Source organism: Flavobacterium gelatinilyticum (assembly GCF_027111295.1).
In the GTDB taxonomy this organism is placed as follows: domain Bacteria; phylum Bacteroidota; class Bacteroidia; order Flavobacteriales; family Flavobacteriaceae; genus Flavobacterium; species Flavobacterium gelatinilyticum.
The window spans coordinates 1,554,800-1,572,240 of sequence record NZ_CP114287.1 but is presented as its reverse complement, the minus strand read 5'-3'; the positions used below and the strand labels follow the sequence as shown (position 1 = coordinate 1,572,240).

Sequence of the window (17,441 nt, the reverse complement as noted above, 5' to 3'; positions counted from 1 at the left end):
AATGTGAAAAAACAAGCAGGATTAGATAAAAAGTGCAATCCAGGTGTCTATTTAACTTATAAAGACGAAGATACCTTAACCGATGCTGATAAGGAAGAACAAGAAGAAGTAAAAATAACCCCATCATATTGGACACAATGAAAAGAGTAATAAAATTATTAAGTCTATTGATCATATGCTATTTGCAATTACAATGTTACGGTCAAAGAAAAGAAGAGCAAAAAAAAATAAAAGAAGAAACAGTTTTAGAGAAAAAAAATAAACAAGATTTAGAAATCTTTAAATTAGAAAAACCATTAAATAAAACAAAAGGACAATCTGATGAGGCTGTTTATAATGGTTTTAAAGTACTCCTAAACTCTAATTCAAACAATCAGGAATTAACTTTTTTTATAAACAAAACCGAAATAAAAAAAGTACTAAATTTTTATTATGAAAATGGCGATATAGTTTTTAAGCTTTATAAATCCAATTTAGATAATCTTGTTTTGTTAATAGAAGGAAGAGATTATTATAGTAGCAATTTGGGGATCTACTACATTGATATTAAATCTAATTCTATAATAGAAATTGATGATACATTAGTTTTTAGACAAGAAGATCCAGAGAAGCTTGGAGTTAAAGACCTAATAGGTAACATTTCAAAAGAGGGTGATGTATTAAAATCAAATTTTTATTTAGGGGATAAATTTTTATATGAGAAAAAATATAACATTCAGAAAAAGATACAGCAAAGTATAAAAACCTATGGAGGCAATTGGCTTGGTAACTATCAAACACAAATAAATAAAAATAGTAATGATACAAATACAATGCATATTGTTTCTTTAAAAATAAAAAAAGACTCAATAATATTTGAAATAAATGGTTATCATGTGTCTCAAAAATATCTATTAAGAGCTAAAGAAGTTGAAAATGAATTAAAATTAGAATTTATAAAAGATTTATCCGAATATAATGATCCTCAAATAGAAAAAATACAAGATTTTGGGGTTGTTACTTTTGACGATAATCTGTACATGTTGCGTTGTCCCTATATTGATTTGAATTTTGGTTATGGCATAAAACAAGTATGCGTTTTAAAAAAAGATATATCGCATTAAATAGCAACTTCTAATATAATTGGGATGAAGTAGAAAAGTAAACATAAGTTTGATAATTATTAGATTTTTATGTGTCATAATAATGGTTTTGTAGTTTTTATGAATTACACAGAATATCAATAATCTTACTATAAAAAGCTCCTTGACATATTGAAAAGAAAAGCCCCAGCTGGCAAAAGTTGAGACTTTTGTTAGCTGAGGTAATTTATAAATAGAAAATTATGAAGAAAGTTATAAATATTATTTCGATTGTTACTTTCATGTTTTTTAATTCCTGTAAAGGACAAAAGAAAGAAAATGCCATAATTACAAATAATAAAGCTCAAGCGACTATAACAAAAAGCGGAGTGTATTATTATACTCCAGGCCTAAAAGAAATGGATTCCCTTAAAAAAGTTATGGGGGAAAAGAATTTTTATGTTATAGCCGATGATAACAACACTTACTTTTCGGAAATATCCCAAAAACTAAGTAATAATCTTATAAAATTAAAATCCAGAAACGTTTATTTTGCAAATGAAAACTTCAATCTAAATATAAATTCTTTAAAAAATAATTGGGGAATTGTAAAGTATATAAAAGGAAATAAGCCAGTAATCTATTCTTTTATCGACTATAATTTACTTTTAAATGACAGGAATGAAAATGGTGATCCACTAAAAAACAATGATTTAGTTAGGGTTGAAAATACGTCATTATTTGTAAATCAAAAGGAGTATAAGGGTTTGATAATTAATAAAATGTCGCTAATTACAAGTTTAGAAATAGTAGATAAGCGATGTTTTGTTTTGACATATGAATATAATGGATCTTCCACAAAAATGAAACAAGTTTATAGTTTTACATTTAAAGATGATGCTGTTTATTTAACATCTAAAGAAATTCTAAAATATAGTAAAGAAGGTTTTTTATCTAATAAAGTGTATCTAAAAAACTATAAACTAATTAATCAGTTGTATAGTGATTTGGAAGACATAGGAAGTTCTTTACATGACTCATTTACAAAAAATAATTCATTTGCTTTCACAAATCTATATGACAGTTTTTATAAAAAAATTGGCATTCTAAATTTTACAGTAACAAATGATGATAAATTTATAGAGGCTCCAGTCAATGATGATAAATATATACAAGACATTAAAATAATAGACACAGATAAATTAAATGATGTGGCGTACTATTTAGAGCAGTCAGGAGCTTATAAAGAGTCTATATTTTTTTTAAATAAAATTATAAATGATAATCCTGAAAGGGGTGTAGCATGGTTGAATTTGGCTGATGCTCAATGGGGAGATAATAAAAAAAAGGATGCTAAATTATCATATCAGAAATATATTCATTTAATGAAAATCCAAAACAAGGATATAAAGAAAGTACCTCAAAGAGTTTATGAAAGGATTAAATAATTCTTTGAATTAATAATTAAGGTTCCTTGACATATTGAAAAGAAAAGCCCCAGCTAGCAAAAGTTGAGACTTTTGTTAGCTGAGGGAATTTATAAATAGAAAATTATGAAGAAATTAATAAATCTTATTTCAGTTCTTATTATCATTTTTTTTAATTCTTGTAATTCAAAAAACAAAGAGTTAGATAAAAAGCAATCTTCAGCTCTTGTAGAAAAAAAAGCAAAAGAAAATTCATCAATTCCTTTGAAAATTTTATTGTCCGAAAATGAGTTTATAACTGAAATGTTTTTTGAAACCGATTTAATCAATTTTCGCATATATTATTTGAAGGATAAGGAGACAAGTTATTTAAAAGTTGAACAATTTAATAACTATAGTTCTGTAGATTTTTGTATCAATACATCTTCAATGGAAGAAGCCAAGAATCAATTCAGGCTTTTTAAGCAGGATTCTTTTTATTATTTAATGATTCCTACTTGTACAGAAGAATTGCCAACTTTTCATGTAATTAAATTTGATGCTTCAAATAGTTTCAATGATTTAGGTATTTATACCTTTAAATATAATGAGAAAATCTTTAGTCTTGGAAAGTTTAAGGAGATTAATTATTCATTAGTAAATCAAAATAATGAAGTTGTTATTAAAGGTAAGTCATCAGAAGAGGATTTTTATTTATCTAAAATAACAGATTTTAAAAACAAAACAGAAGTCACCTCTGATGATGTAACTCTTATAAATGAATTATCAAGTAAGAATAGAAGTAGTCATACTCAAATAAATAAATTTATTATTGATAAAAATAATAAAGGTGATGGTTTATTTAGATCAAATAATTTAGATCAATTGTTCAAATTTAAAAATGAAATTTATAAGCAAGGAAAATCTTTTGTCAATATTGACAAGGAGTATCATTTAGTAATTATAAACATTATGAATCAAGAATTAAATAAAATTAAAGAAACATACATTCTGTCTTTTAATAAAGATATTCTAAGTGACACTTTAAAAATCAGGACAAACTTAGTAATTGATTGTAATATTATTATTGAAAAAAATAATAATGAAAGAGCTTTTTGCTTAAGATCAATTAAAGAAAGTAAATTACATTCTGTTTATATTTTTGATAAAAAAAATAAAATAATCAAGATGCCTGCCAATACTATTATAAGACCATCGAATGTTATCAATTTAGACGATAGAGATTAATAGTTTGTAAAGAGATGAATATTAAAATCTGGGAAATGAGTAATAAATAGTTGACTTTATAAGGGTAAAATTAGAAAGAATAAGGTTCCTTGACCTATTGAAAAGAAAAGCCCCAGCTAACAAAAGCACAGTGCTTTTGTTAGCTGAGGGAATTAAATGAAAAATTATGAAACTACTATTAAAAATATTAATGTTAAGCCTCTTAATAAATTCATGTAATGGGCAAGTGTCAAATAAGAAAAATCAGGTTTTAAATGAGAATAAAGAACAAACAAAAAATGTAAAAGAACAGCCGCCTATTGATTTTTTTGACCAAAAATATTTCAATGGTTATATGATTTCATTTGGAGATGAAGATATATCAGAACATCCATATCGACATTATTATAATTATGAAAATGAAGAGATACAATGGTTTGCTATTAGTTATGTGCCAAAAGACATTTCTTTGAACAAATATTGGTCCAGTTATCTTCAGAATTCTAACTCAGATATAATGACACAGAGTTCAACAATTGAAAAAATAATCAATAAGGATTTGGGTTCATATTACATTTTTGCAGTTTATATACCTAAAAAATATTTAGATATATCAAATGGAGAATCAGAAGAAGCAATGTTTTTTAAAAATAATACAGAGTTATACTTTTACCTATATGATACATTTGAGAATAAATGGAAATTTCTAAAAAAAGCACAAACAAATGGGCCATTAATTGGGCAACGTGATTTTTTCTGCAAACAGTTTCCAGAATTATTTTCTTCTGATAAAGTTTTGAAATTATATGATAATAGAAACATTGCATATTTTTATGATTATGATTTAGATCAAGATGGAATAAAAGATAAAATTGTAGTTTATGCAAATGAAGAAGAGAAAGGAGAGTTTGAGAGAATTCATTTTGGACTTCGAATGGAAATAAAAAAAGGTTTGCCAAATAGTACATTTAAAACGTGGTATGAAAACAATAATATTATACCTAAGAACAATTTTAATTGTGCTACAGAAGGATTTAGTACGATAGTATTTAAAAACAACTATTTTACAGTTGAGAATCAAGTTTGCTCAGATTATATTGAAATATCGTCCTATATTACTTTTAAGGTAATTGGAAACAACGTAGTACTCCATAAATACGGTGAAACCTATTTTGATAAAGCCAATCACGATAAAAAAATACCATCAAAAACTTGGACTCAAAAAGATTTTAATGATGTTAATTTTGAAGATGTTACTGAAGATTTTCTGATCAAGTTGAGCCAAGTAAAACCTAAAAAATAAGTAAAAATATATTTATGCTCCTTGACATATTGAAAAGAAAAGCCCCAGCTAGCAAGAGTTTTTTGCTTTTGTTAGCTGAGGGAATTTATAATACACAACACAATGAAAAAAATATTTATAATAATATCGCTGATTTTAATAAGCTGTAAAGATTCCAAATTAGAAAAGTCAAATGATTCATTAAAGGACACGGCAACTGAAAATGTAGAAATTACCTGTGAAGATGTTATTTATCAAATAGTTATATCAAGTAAATTAGATTTAAGAGGACAAAATGACTTCTTAACTAAAATAGATAGAATTGAAGGCGATAATGTAACTATTCAAGTGTACATCGAAAATAATGTATCTGAAGACCCAAAGGTTAAGCAAATAGTTGAAAGCACAATTGCTTGGTTGGTATTAAAAGTTAATGATAGTAAATTATACAATACAAGTGCAGACCCAGATAATCCAATTGAAGTAGAGTTTGATAAAAATATTTTATCAAAAAATGATATTTTCATTTTATGTCAAATAGAAAAAAAAGACGTTAAAAAACATCTTTCTAATGAAAAGATTCGATATTCTATTTTGCCAATAGAATTTGATGAATACTATAAGGCGTGTGTGAATCCATATGATAGTATTAAATGTGATAATAATTTTCCAAAATACTTTTTTAAAGAAGATAATGCAATAGCCAAGGTTTTTGGTAATAATTTTCACCCAAGTGATTATATGTATCTTCCCAGAGTTAAAGATTATCAGCCCATGATTTTATGTAATACTGATTCAGATATAGAGTCGTATGATTTAGTAATTCTTAGTGATAATAAAGTAATTTCTTCTTTAGAAATTGGATTAATGGATGGAGAATCTATTACTCAGTTTAATATTTCAAAAGATTATGTTATCAGTCTATACAAAAGAAGAAATACAAATGAAAAGAAAGTTTTTTATAAGTCTTACGTAATTGATAATAAAGGAGCTATAGTCAATAAAAAATAATTAAATAATTAAATAATAAAAAGATTATTAGAATTTATTAAAAGAAGAATAAGCTCCTTGACATATTAAAAAGAAAAGCCTCAACTAACAAAAAATAAAAAACCATTAACCCTATTATAACCTTTTCTTTTCAATAATAATACCACCCAAAATACAATTTCCAAAAACGCCCAATAATTTTTAGCAATTGCTAATAAATACCACTTTACCTTATGTAATAATTTACATGAGGGATTTTGCTATGGAAACAACTAAACAAAATTATAACGAATAAAAATATGATAGAAAAGCTAAATCATTTTCCCGTAAACTGGATAGACGGAATGAAGATCAACAAAAACCATTTTTTGGCCATGCAGGACAATGTTTCAGAATTGGTAAATGATGCTGTCGGAATTCATACCACGCCAATAAGTTACGGTTTGCTGGATTCGGGAAATCAGAGCAAAGAATCGACTAAAATTACTTTGGGAATCGACAATCATAAATTACTGCGCGTTCGTGTAGAGGAATGTCACGCCATTACGCCAAATGGTTCCAGAATAGAGATCAGTAAAAGTAATACAGATACGCTGGATTTACAGGTTCCGTACCCGGAAGATACTTATGAAATAAAAGAAGGCGATCATCTTGAATTACTGGCCTGTATTTCGGTAAATTCAAGAAAAAGAATTCCGTTTGGAGAGCCGGATCCGGATGAGGTTCCGCCAAGATATCCTTACACACAGCCTGAATACAAACTCCACTTAATCAAAGCCGAAGAATTTCGCTCCGGAATAGGTTACGGAGGGTTTTACCTTGCCATTGGAAAAGTGTTGATTGGCGATACAACCGTACTTGATGAGGATTATATCCCGGCTTCGGTTACCATTGCCTGCCATCCAAAACTAAGCGACATGCAGGCAGAAATTGGACGCTCCTTTGGGCAGATAGAGATTTACTCCGTACAAATTTCCCAGAAAATTAATCGCTTTCAGCAGGAAGGTATTTTGCCCAAAACAGTAATGCAATTGTCAGACAATACAAGTTACTTTTTAGGAAATCAGCTAACCCAGTTTCGTTGGTTTTCAATGCATCAGCATCCGGCTTCGATGTTGAGTACAGTAGTATCGTTTGCACGGGTTATGAAAAATTTTATCGACTCAAAATCTGGTGCAGGAAAAGAAGAACTTTTGAACTATTTCGCAGAATGGTGCGATTTGTCTCAGGGCGATTTAGAGATACTTTTTACTACGCTCATTAACACGAATTACGATCATGTTCATATCGATAAAACTGCAAAACTGGTAATGAGCTTCCTTGTAAAAATCGAAAAATTATTTGAAACGCTCAGCAAGCTCGATTACATCGGAAAGAAAAAAGAAAGTATCGAATTGTTTGTGGCCGAAACAGAGAAAAAAGACATCGTTCATAATCCAAAAAGACATAGTTTTTTCATTAAAGACTAATTAAAATTAAATCATAAAAACAAATTATGGAACTATTAAACAAAACAGAACGCAGGAAAGCATTTTATGCCTTTTTAATAGCATTTGTTGTCACATTTATATTGATGCTCACTGCAGTATCATTTAATTTTTATCTGCCTTTTGCAGAAAATAAAATACTGAAGGCTGAAAACGAAATGATGAAAAGAGAGTACGATTATCAGACTAATTTTTCTATAAAAATAGACAGTGTAAGAATGACAATCGATTCTATCAATTCCCCAAAAGTTGATAATGATTTTCAGCAGCGTCTGGCAAATGTTATGGTGGCCAATATCTATCAGAAAATTCCAAAAGATACAACAGATAATAAAAAGCTTTACAACAACATCATTTTGGCATACAAGAATATCATCGACTATAAAAAACAGATCAGAAGCCTTACACACAATGCACATTTAATAGACAGCCTAAACCAGTCGGCTAAAACGTACAAAGAAGAATTAGAAAAAGTAAGCAGAGATTTAGACGTCTGCCGCCAGATTTATCAAAATCAATAAATCATTAGTATATAAAAATAATAACCATTTAAATTAAAAAGTATGTTATCAAATTATGGAATTGGAGGAAATGAAGTAAAACTGGATGCAGATGAAGCAATTAGTGCAATTCCTCAAAACAGAACAATTGTAGCGCAAAAATTAACTGTTGATGCGCCAATTAAACCGGAATTAGTGGAAGGAATTACGAATGTAGAAAAAGCATTTGAACATTTTAAGCCAGAAGTAAAAGTGAATTTTGAAACCGCTGACGGAGCTACAAAAGTAGAGGCTTTAAAATTTAAAAATTTAGGCGATTTCGGAATCAAAGGAATCACGGCGCAAAGCAATTTCTTATCTGATTTGGAAACTGAAAAAGACCAATATCAAAAAATCATTCGTCAGTTAAAATCAAACAAGATTTTAAAAGCAGCTTTAGAAGATGGCGAAGCAAAAAAGGCACTGCTTGACAGCCTTGGGGCGTTAATAAATGAATTAAAAGAAAATAAATAAAAAATATAAGATATGTCAAATAAACAAGCACATCAAAATAACAATACAGATACAGCGGTTTTAGAACGTAAAGTAAGCGGCGGATCTATTGAAAAAAACGTTGAAAAATTAGCTAAATATGGCGGATTCGATTTGCTAGAAATGGCTATTGAAGGCGTTCAGAACCTAAATCCGGACAGAAAAGCAAGAAGAAAAATTTTTCTTGGAGAAACCAATAAAACCAAAGAAAGAGAAACTTTAAAAAAGACTTTAGAATTATGGTCTGCAGTTTTAAGCAGCAATGAAGCTTTGACTGATATGGTGGCACAATGCGAGGATAAATGCAAAGAATCTGAAGCATTACTAAAAAAGAACCTTGCAAAAGCAGTTGAAGATACAAGAGAAATTGAAGCAGCTTACAGAACTGTTGCCCTATTCTTTAAAAATACCGAAACAGAAAAAGTTAAAAATGTTACGATTGTAAATGCTGACATTGAGCAGTTAAAAGATTTAGATAACACACGTTTTATCGATGCAATCCATTCAGAACTTGTAGATAATTATGATCGTTTAGACTTAAAAAACAATTACGGAATTTTAGTTATTCCAGGTTATTTAGGTTCGAATAAAGTAATCGAAAAATGGGCCAAAATAGCACACGAAAACAAAGTAATGCTGGTTACAGATTTCGAACATCTTGATGAACCGGATGATGTTATGGAAATGTTCGACGCAGCTAATTTAACAGGCGGAGATGCATACCGTTCTAATGTGATTATGACTTGTAACTGGCTGGTTGGACGTGGAAGATTTGACCAAATTGGCGAAAATGAAGATTTGCACGTGGCACCTTCAGCAGCATTGGCGGGTAAAATCTACAAAACTTTAATGTCTCAGGTTACTGCGGGTAAAAAATTCGGTGGAATAAACGAAGTCGACGGAGTAAAATTTGATTTAAAGAAAAGCGAAATCGCAAATCTTGAAAATCTAGGTTTGGTTCCGATGGTAAATGAGTACGGAAAAGTAATGGCTTTCTCTGCCAAAACATTATTCAGCGGAGACAATCTTGGGTTACAAACTTATTCTGTAGTTCGTGTTTTCGATTATGTGACAAAAGTATTAATGGATTTCCTTAATCGCCGTGCATTCGAAAACTTTACTGCAAAAACGCGTAAAGAGATTATGAATCAGATTGTTGCTTTCCTTGACGGAATCACTGGCCCGGATAAATTGATTGAGAATTTTGAAATCAGAAGATTTGAGCAGGACCCAATTCAGAAAGACAGAATCTATATGGATATTCATATGAAACCGTATTTCCCGGCTAAAAACTTCCTTATAAAAATGGATGGACATAAAGGAGATGACGGTACAGAATGGGATACTGATTACGAACAAAAGTAATTACCAAAATTTAAAAACAAAGGAAACACATTTATTTGTGTTTCCTTCTTTAAAAAAATATTGATCCTTTTGAATGATCAAACCAAATAATTCAAAACACACATGAACTTATTAAAAATTTTACTTGTAGTTGTTTCATTTTCAATAGCAAACTTAACTTTTGGGCAAAAAGTAAAAGCAATAGATACTTTAAATTGTCCTATTTCGCAAAATGAATTGCTCCTGGCAGGAAAAAACTTTGCAAGTGCCCCGCCAATTTTGCTTAGAGTATATAATGAAGATTTTGAATATGCCGTTTTGCAGCTCGGAAAAAGAAAGCGAAAAATCTATTTGTACTTTAAAATTTTTACAGACAATGTTTGTGTAAAACAAAAACAGCCATTGGAGTTATATTTTAAGACTGGCGAAATGTATGTTTTAAAAAATTCTTTTAGTGTTAATTGCGACGGAACCGCAGCACTGCAGTTAAGCAGGAAAGACCGAAAAAAAATAATGGCAGATAATATTAATACAATAAAGTTCTTTACCCTGAAAAAGGATTATGAATTTAGTCCCAATAGTGTTGATAATCAGAATTTAAAAGAGTATCTCAACTGCCTGAAATTGTATAAAGTAAAAAAACGTTAATCCAAATTTATCAATACCCAAACTATGTCAATACCAGAATTAAATCTTTCGCTGGGTCTTACAGATAATAATGGTTCTGTTTTTTATGCAGGAAGCGGAGAAGGAAAAGTTATAGTAAGAACAGATTCTGCTTTAGAACAGCATACAATAGATATTGTGATTTCTGAACATCAGGCAGGTGTTGTAAATTTAAACACCAATCTTGGGCTCAAAGATGTCCCTGCCGAAATAGAGATTCCAACATATAAAATGATCGTTACAGATACTAAAACAAATGAAAAAACAATTTATCAGGTAACGCGTGATACTTACTTTTTTAAAGATAAGAAAACTAAAAAAAGTTTGTGGAGTTTTTTTGGATTGAAATTCTTAGAAACTACCAATTTTCTTTTTGAAAATATTCCCTTTGAACCTCTAAAGCAGGCCATAGAAATATTTAATATTTCAAAATACCGAAAATTAAATCATGATGAACTGACTTATACTTTTCATAAAGAAGAACAAACAATTCAGTTATATGCCGGGGATATCAATACTCTTAAAATCGAAAAAGGAATCAGCTATTTTGTAATAGCAGATCAAAACAAAGGACAGCGTTTTATTGGTGATATTTTGTATCGTGAGAAATTCTTAAAACTAACCCCAAAAGTAAAGCTGCATATCATTAAAAGAAAAACGACTACTAAAGAAATAGAAACCAGCAGAGGAGGAAAGATCGAAAAATTAATTTATATATAAAGAAATGAAAGGAGCTTTTTATAAACTGCCAATCGATTTTAATACAATTCTTCAAAAAAAAGAATTAGAAAAAACATCTATTGAACATTCTATCGCGCAGCAAATCATTTTACTGGCCACAACTACTTTTGGCGAATGCAAATTTGATGAAACCTTTGGATCAAAAATATGGGAAATAGATTTTGATTTACTAATGAATGAAAACGGCCTGAAAGAAATTATTTCCAAAACAATGAAGCAGTCTTTGCTTTTGCACGAAAACAGAATAAAAGTAATGGAACTCAAAGTTGAACTTTCAGAAGTTCAATATTTAGTAGATAATGTTAACAGAGCAAAAAAAAGAGTTGATATTATTATCGAAGCGACTATAAAAAGTACCAACAGAGACTTCAATTTTAGAGGATATTTCTTTGTAGGACCATTGTCCTATCAATAAAAATATAATGTTATCCTACAAAAAATGCTGTTTTGTGACTTGTACGGCGGATTTTTCAAAAAAGTAAGTTTATTTTTATAAATAAATAGTATTTGTAGGTTTTTATTTATATATTTACAATATGAATATATAAATTAATAACTAAAAATTTTTATTATGTCGTTTTTAACATCATTGACAGTTGCAGGAAAAGATTACAAAGTTCTTAACGTAAGTTATGATTTGGCTCAGGAAACAGATGCATCCGGGCGTCCTTCTACGGTAACACGCGGAGGAAGAATCATGATCGAAGTAGAATCAACAGGAAGCACAGAGTTGTTTGAATGGATGACCAACAATTTCGAAAGAAAAGACGGATCTGTAAAATTCATTAAACGTGATTCTAACGCTACCCTGAAAGAGTTGAAATTTACTGAGGCTTACATGGTTAAGTACAAAGAAAACTTTGATCATAACAGTGACAATCCTTTAACGGAAACTTTTATGATTTCTGCGCGCAAGATTTCGATGGGCGGAGGTGAATTTGATAATGCCTGGGTATAATTATTTAGGACTTTATCAAACTTAATTAAGCTTGAAACTATTAAGGAAGTCTGTAAAAGGCTTCCTTTTTTAGTATAAAACCAAACCTTTAGGATTAAAATTTTATAATAATCAAAAAAATATAAAAATGAGTTTTTTAGCCAAATTAGAAATAGATAATGAAGTTTTTAATGTTTTAGAATTTGATATTCTTTTTTCTCAAAATATTGATAATAACGGAAAACCAGCCAACAAAACAAAGGGCGGACAGGTGAAAATTGTAGTAGAGAGTACACATACTGATTTATTCTCAGACTGGATGGTTTCGAAGAATAGTGTAAAAGATGGTAAAGTTATTTTTTATCGCAGGGATGCTATGAGTACAATGAAAAGTATAGCGTTTAAAAAAGCCTATTGCATTTCATTTCGTAAAAGGTTCAACAGCGAAGGATCAGTTCCTATGACTACTGAAATTTTAATTACTTCTAATGAAGTAAAAGTAGGGAATACAATGTTTGAAAATAACTGGAAAACGATTTAAAAATCTCAATTATGGCTTTACAAACTGCAACCACGATTAAGATTGGTGAAACCCTTATTGGCAATTTCATCAATTTAGAAATTATTCAAAAAATCCATGACCATCACACCTTTTCGTTTGAAGTAAGACAAGACCTGCTGGTAGATGAATTTAAAAGCATAATGCCCGCTTCGCAGAAGTTCTACGGCGAAAAAGTAAGCATAGAAATAAAACCTATAGAAGGGCTTGACGAGCTTATAGGCACAGACCCCCGCGATTATATCATGCAGTTTTACGGAGTAGTAACCAGCGTAAAAATGCAGAAATCCCAAATTAAGGATATCGAAGAAACCTTTTTAATTCAGGGGCATAGTCTGTCAATACTTTTAGAAGACGGACCGCAGTTTAACTCTTTTACCTCCTTACCATTGCAGGATATTGTAAACAAGGTAAAATCCGGCTATGATATCGATATGGAAGTAAAACCCTATTATAAAGATACGCTGTCGTATACCGTGCAGTATAACGAAAGCAGTTTTGAATTCCTAAACCGTCTGGCAAAAAGACACGGACAGTGGTTTTACTACAACGGCAGGACCCTGATTTTTGGCAGTCCCGGCGGTATCGGCGGACAGCCAAAATTATACAGCGGTGTTAATATGCAGGATTTTCGATACGATATACAGCTGGCACCATCCAATTTTAAAATAATCGAAAATGACAACCGCAAGGGGGAATACGCAGCAGGCGAAACTTTAAAATACAGAAAAGAAGCCGATGGATTTCATCAAAACTTTATAAACAAATCCAATAAGATTTTTAATAAACAAACCCTTATCCAGCGCAATCAAAATGCTGTTGGGAGTAATGGCAGCACTACAGTCGAAGAATACGCCAAAAACAAAATGCGTTCTATTTTGGGCACTATGATGCAGGTTGAGGCCATTAGTGACCTGCCGGGAATCACCGTTGGAAATACGGTACGAATATACGGAATCGACATACAGCTGGAGAGTTCTTATCGTGTTACCCAAATTAGGCATACCTGCGATGACGGCGGGGATTACCAAAACCATTTTACAGCTATTAATTTCAACGGTTCCCCGTTCTCTCCCCAAACCGATCCTGATCTGGTGCCAAACTGCAAAAGCCAGACAGCTGTTGTAACGGCCAATGCAGACCCGGACGGACTTAGCGGTGTCAGGGTACAAATGCCGTGGCAGCAGGCCAAAGGCGAAACCACTCCCTATATACCGCTTGTTCAAAACTACGGAGGCAATGCCAGAGGTTCTCACATTATACCTGAAATAGGCGACACCGTTTTTGTAGATTTTCAAGGAGGCAATGCCGAGCTGCCTATCGTGGTAGGAACCATGACGAGCAATAAAGAGAAATCAGGTTTTTCTACAAAAGACAACAGCATAAAAGCCTGGAAATTTAAACATGGACAATTATTTAAGTTTATAGAAAAAGTAGGTATCTGGCTTTCAGACCCGAGTGGGAATGAGATTCAACTGGATGAAGAAGGCAAAAATATTAATGTGACAAGTCCTGAAACAATAACGATTCGTGCTAAAAATATTGTTTTTGAGGCTGGCGAAAGTATTACGATAAAAGCAGGAATTGATATTGATATGAGTGCAGGAAACAATATGAGACAGGAAGCAGGAAATAATATCGATATAAGGGCAGAGGAGAATATTTATGAATATGGAAATAACAAAACAGAAAATATAATAGAAACTTATACTCGAAACTCTCACGAATCTACCCAGTTTGCAGAGAAAGTTACTATTAACAGTACACAAGAGAATATGCTTTTAGAAAGTTCACAAAAAAGCGTAGAAATTAACAGTGCAGAAAAATCTAATTTATTCTAAAACAATTGTATGGCTATTACTAAAACAGCAAAGAATTTAAAAATAGAAATCAGGAATACATACACCTCCTTAACCGGCAAAAAATTTCAGGAAGGTAGCGCAAAAGTTGAAATTATAGCTACAAAAGAGAATTTAACCTTGATTTCAAACAAGAAAATAAACGTAAGAGGGAATAAATCTTAATACTATGTCGAACGTAATATTTGGAGAACCACGATTTGTGCCTCCTAAAAAAGATAACAAAGAGGTCAATGATGTCTACATGGGCGTATTTTTTGATGGAACCTCAAATAATAGACAAAACATTGAAGGCAGGCGAAAAGATCCGGAATTAAAGAATAGTTATGCATCAAATAAAGATGGCTCAAATACCAGTTACGGCAATGATAACACAAATGTGGACCGACTAGAAAAAGCTTATCCAAAAGATAATGCATCTCATTATTATTCTGTATATGTTGAAGGGATAGGGACTAAAAACCCTGAAAAAAATGATGACGGAACACTCGATTATTACGGTGATTTTACACGTGGACAAGGATATGGTACGGGAGAAACCGGGCTCTTTGAAAAAGTTGAAAAAGGATGTTTTGATATTACTAGAAAATTAAAAAAAGAAAATGAAATAAATATAGGTACGTTATACCTAGATGTTTTTGGTTTTAGTCGTGGAGCTACAGCTGCCCGCATTTTTGTTAACGAGCTATATAAAAAGAAAGTGGCAACCGATAAAAAAAGTTATAATTTAGGTTATCTGGGTAAGGCTTTTGAGAAATTAAGTTATACTGTAAAGCCACATCGAATAAAAATCAGGCTTTTGGGCATTTATGATACAGTATCTTCTTATGGCAGTGATGTTTTTGATGATATTTCTAAAGATAAAGTACCATTAAAAATACCAACTGTCGGTTTTACAGTTCATTTAACTGCCGAAGACGAGTTTCGTAAAAATTTTCCGTTAACTACCATTGCTAGTGCTTCATCTAACAGCATAGAATTGACATTGCCGGGATGCCATTCAGATATTGGCGGAGGATACAAAAGTGGTACGGAAACAGTAATACTTACAGAAACAGGGTCTAAGATTGCTGAAGAAAAGAAGTATCTACTGGAGCAGGGATGGTTTAAACCCGAACAACTCAAAGAATTACCAAGTATAACGCCCTATTATTTAGAAGGTACAAGATTTCTTAGTAATAAATATAGCCTGGTAATCTTGCATTTAATGGCAGAATTTGGAAAACGAAAATTTAAAATTCCATGGAAATATAAAATTCTTAACAAAGATTATGTGATCCCTGACAAATTAAAAAAAGTTAAAGAAAGAATAGATGCTTATGCATTTGGTAATAAACCTAAATTAAAATTCTATACCAGTAAGCAAATAGAATTAAAACGAAAAAAAGAATGGAAGAATCAAAAAGAAATAGATGATTTTAATACCATGGTAGCAGATTATTATCTATTACCCGATTTGCGTAAAAAATATTTGCATTGTTCTGCTAATATGGATGGTATAGGTATGGAACCTCAAATGGATAATGCGAGTAATATTATTAGAAAACGCAAAACAATATCTGGATAAATATGAAAACAGTAACAAAGTACTTAGCCATCATCATCCTGTTTAATTTCATCTTAATCTCATGCCAAAATACCATGAAAGAAAAAAAATATTCCTGGAATGCATTTGTTTGCACACCAAAAAATTACCCTGCTGAAATTTTTTCAGGACATTTAATCGTGGGTAACACGCCAAAAAGTGGGTATGTATATATGCCGTTCGATGAGGTTATTAACAGCTATCACTTAGGTGACAATGACGGTTCTTCTTCTGGTGAGGCAGGAGGAATAACTCCAAAAACATTGGATATTACCTGGATGTCCTATACTGAAAACAAAAGTTATTCAGGCATTTTCAACCTCGATTCAGATAAAATAGAATCCTTAATGATTAATGGCTGTGATAATCCTTACTGGGATCAAAAAACGAAAAGTGTTCAAATTTTTAAAGATTATGATTTTGCAATTAATGCAGGTTTGTTTCCGGGTGGAGTGGTCGTATTATACGTTTGGAGCCCTACTACGGTGACAATCGTTGGACGTTATCAGGCACATGAAGATAAAAATGTCGACTGGAAAATGGCACATCCATCAATGAAAGATAAAGCAGGTATTAAAGAGTATGTTGATTATATGAATGAAGATTTACCAAAAGAAATATTAGACCAGATAAAAAATGGTAAAATCCCTTTTGGATACTGGGAAACACTATTTAGAGAATATCATTTGACACCTCAGGTCAAAGCAGAAGATAAAGTAGAAACACTTAAGATTAATTATATCAATGGCGAGTTTGAATCGATTTTTTTGAGCTTAAACAGCAATGTGATGCCAATTAAAAAACGAGCTATTCCGAGAAAAATAAATGTGGTATGGCATGACATCAATAACAGACGTATGGAAAGTGATGTGTTTTTTGATGAGAAAAAAGCAATGGCAATTTTTGGAAAAATTACGCCTAACGAAGCAATTCAATTTAACATTGAAATTGATCGAAATACCAAACCACGAGAAACGACAGGAATCGGGATAAAACTAAAAACAGCGAATTCAGAAATAGACATGAAAGACGCTATTGTTTCGCAGGAATCGTTTACGAAGCTCCTTCCTTATTAATATAATATTTTGACAAGAGAAAAAATAATGAAAAAAATTATAGAAGGACAATTATGAAAAAGATAATATAATTTATTGTGCTCATTACTTTGTGCCGTTTCATCTTAATCTCTTGCCAAAACAACAAGAAAGAAAACAATATTCCTGGGGTGTTGCGGTATGCACACCAAAAAAATACCCTGCTGAACCG

At 31.1% G+C, this 17,441-nt stretch carries 19 protein-coding genes; all 19 read left to right on the top strand.

Annotated elements, in window-relative coordinates; genetic code table 11:
- Positions 1-3: 3 nt before the first annotated feature.
- The gene (locus OZP11_RS06755; RefSeq protein ID WP_281234461.1) at positions 4-141 is read left to right on the top strand and encodes a hypothetical protein; all 138 of its coding nucleotides are present in this window, start codon (positions 4-6) and stop codon (positions 139-141) included.
- Positions 138-1,103, top strand: a complete 966-nt coding sequence (locus OZP11_RS06750; RefSeq protein WP_281234460.1) for a hypothetical protein — start codon at positions 138-140, stop codon at positions 1,101-1,103. Before OZP11_RS06755 ends, OZP11_RS06750 begins: the two co-directional genes overlap by 4 nt.
- A gap of 221 nt (positions 1,104-1,324) precedes the next feature.
- On the top strand, positions 1,325-2,509 hold the full coding sequence (locus OZP11_RS06745; RefSeq protein WP_281234459.1) for a tetratricopeptide repeat protein: 1,185 nt from the start codon (positions 1,325-1,327) through the stop codon (positions 2,507-2,509).
- Positions 2,510-2,614: 105 nt separating this feature from the next.
- Positions 2,615-3,715, top strand: a complete 1,101-nt coding sequence (locus OZP11_RS06740; protein WP_281234458.1) for a hypothetical protein — start codon at positions 2,615-2,617, stop codon at positions 3,713-3,715.
- 166 nt (positions 3,716-3,881) lie between these two features.
- On the top strand, positions 3,882-4,997 hold the full coding sequence (locus OZP11_RS06735) for a hypothetical protein (protein WP_281234457.1): 1,116 nt from the start codon (positions 3,882-3,884) through the stop codon (positions 4,995-4,997).
- A gap of 102 nt (positions 4,998-5,099) precedes the next feature.
- Positions 5,100-5,987, top strand: a complete 888-nt coding sequence (locus OZP11_RS06730; RefSeq protein WP_281234456.1) for a hypothetical protein — start codon at positions 5,100-5,102, stop codon at positions 5,985-5,987.
- 278 nt (positions 5,988-6,265) lie between these two features.
- Positions 6,266-7,435, top strand: coding sequence for a hypothetical protein (locus OZP11_RS06725; protein WP_281234455.1), 1,170 nt, complete (start codon positions 6,266-6,268; stop codon positions 7,433-7,435).
- A gap of 26 nt (positions 7,436-7,461) precedes the next feature.
- Complete coding sequence (tssO, locus tag OZP11_RS06720) at positions 7,462-7,974, top strand: type VI secretion system TssO (protein ID WP_281234454.1); 513 nt, start codon at positions 7,462-7,464, stop codon at positions 7,972-7,974.
- Between the two features lie 42 nt (positions 7,975-8,016).
- A complete protein-coding gene (locus OZP11_RS06715; RefSeq protein ID WP_281234453.1) occupies positions 8,017-8,466 on the top strand; it encodes a hypothetical protein in 450 nt (149 codons plus the stop codon).
- Between the two features lie 12 nt (positions 8,467-8,478).
- Positions 8,479-9,849 carry a DUF5458 family protein gene (locus tag OZP11_RS06710; RefSeq protein WP_281234452.1) on the top strand — a complete coding sequence of 457 codons (1,371 nt, stop codon included), beginning with the start codon at positions 8,479-8,481 and terminating at the stop codon, positions 9,847-9,849.
- A 102-nt stretch (positions 9,850-9,951) separates the two neighbouring features.
- On the top strand, positions 9,952-10,476 hold the full coding sequence (locus OZP11_RS06705) for a hypothetical protein (RefSeq protein WP_281234451.1): 525 nt from the start codon (positions 9,952-9,954) through the stop codon (positions 10,474-10,476).
- A 24-nt stretch (positions 10,477-10,500) separates the two neighbouring features.
- The gene (locus tag OZP11_RS06700) at positions 10,501-11,214 is read left to right on the top strand and encodes a hypothetical protein (protein WP_281234450.1); all 714 of its coding nucleotides are present in this window, start codon (positions 10,501-10,503) and stop codon (positions 11,212-11,214) included.
- Between the two features lie 4 nt (positions 11,215-11,218).
- Positions 11,219-11,650 (top strand): GPW/gp25 family protein, encoded by a 432-nt coding sequence (locus tag OZP11_RS06695; RefSeq protein WP_281234449.1) that lies wholly within the window; start codon positions 11,219-11,221, stop codon positions 11,648-11,650.
- A 156-nt stretch (positions 11,651-11,806) separates the two neighbouring features.
- Positions 11,807-12,193, top strand: coding sequence for a type VI secretion system tube protein TssD (gene tssD, locus OZP11_RS06690; RefSeq protein WP_029269192.1), 387 nt, complete (start codon positions 11,807-11,809; stop codon positions 12,191-12,193).
- Positions 12,194-12,320: 127 nt separating this feature from the next.
- Positions 12,321-12,713, top strand: a complete 393-nt coding sequence (gene tssD / locus OZP11_RS06685) for a type VI secretion system tube protein TssD (RefSeq protein WP_281234448.1) — start codon at positions 12,321-12,323, stop codon at positions 12,711-12,713.
- Positions 12,714-12,724: 11 nt separating this feature from the next.
- Positions 12,725-14,572 (top strand): phage baseplate assembly protein V, encoded by a 1,848-nt coding sequence (locus tag OZP11_RS06680; protein WP_281234447.1) that lies wholly within the window; start codon positions 12,725-12,727, stop codon positions 14,570-14,572.
- Positions 14,573-14,581: 9 nt separating this feature from the next.
- Positions 14,582-14,755 (top strand): hypothetical protein, encoded by a 174-nt coding sequence (locus OZP11_RS06675; protein ID WP_281234446.1) that lies wholly within the window; start codon positions 14,582-14,584, stop codon positions 14,753-14,755.
- A gap of 4 nt (positions 14,756-14,759) precedes the next feature.
- Positions 14,760-16,157, top strand: coding sequence for a T6SS phospholipase effector Tle1-like catalytic domain-containing protein (locus tag OZP11_RS06670; RefSeq protein ID WP_281234445.1), 1,398 nt, complete (start codon positions 14,760-14,762; stop codon positions 16,155-16,157).
- 2 nt (positions 16,158-16,159) lie between these two features.
- The gene (locus OZP11_RS06665; protein WP_281234444.1) at positions 16,160-17,251 is read left to right on the top strand and encodes a DUF2931 family protein; all 1,092 of its coding nucleotides are present in this window, start codon (positions 16,160-16,162) and stop codon (positions 17,249-17,251) included.
- The last annotated feature ends 190 nt before the right edge of the window (positions 17,252-17,441 follow it).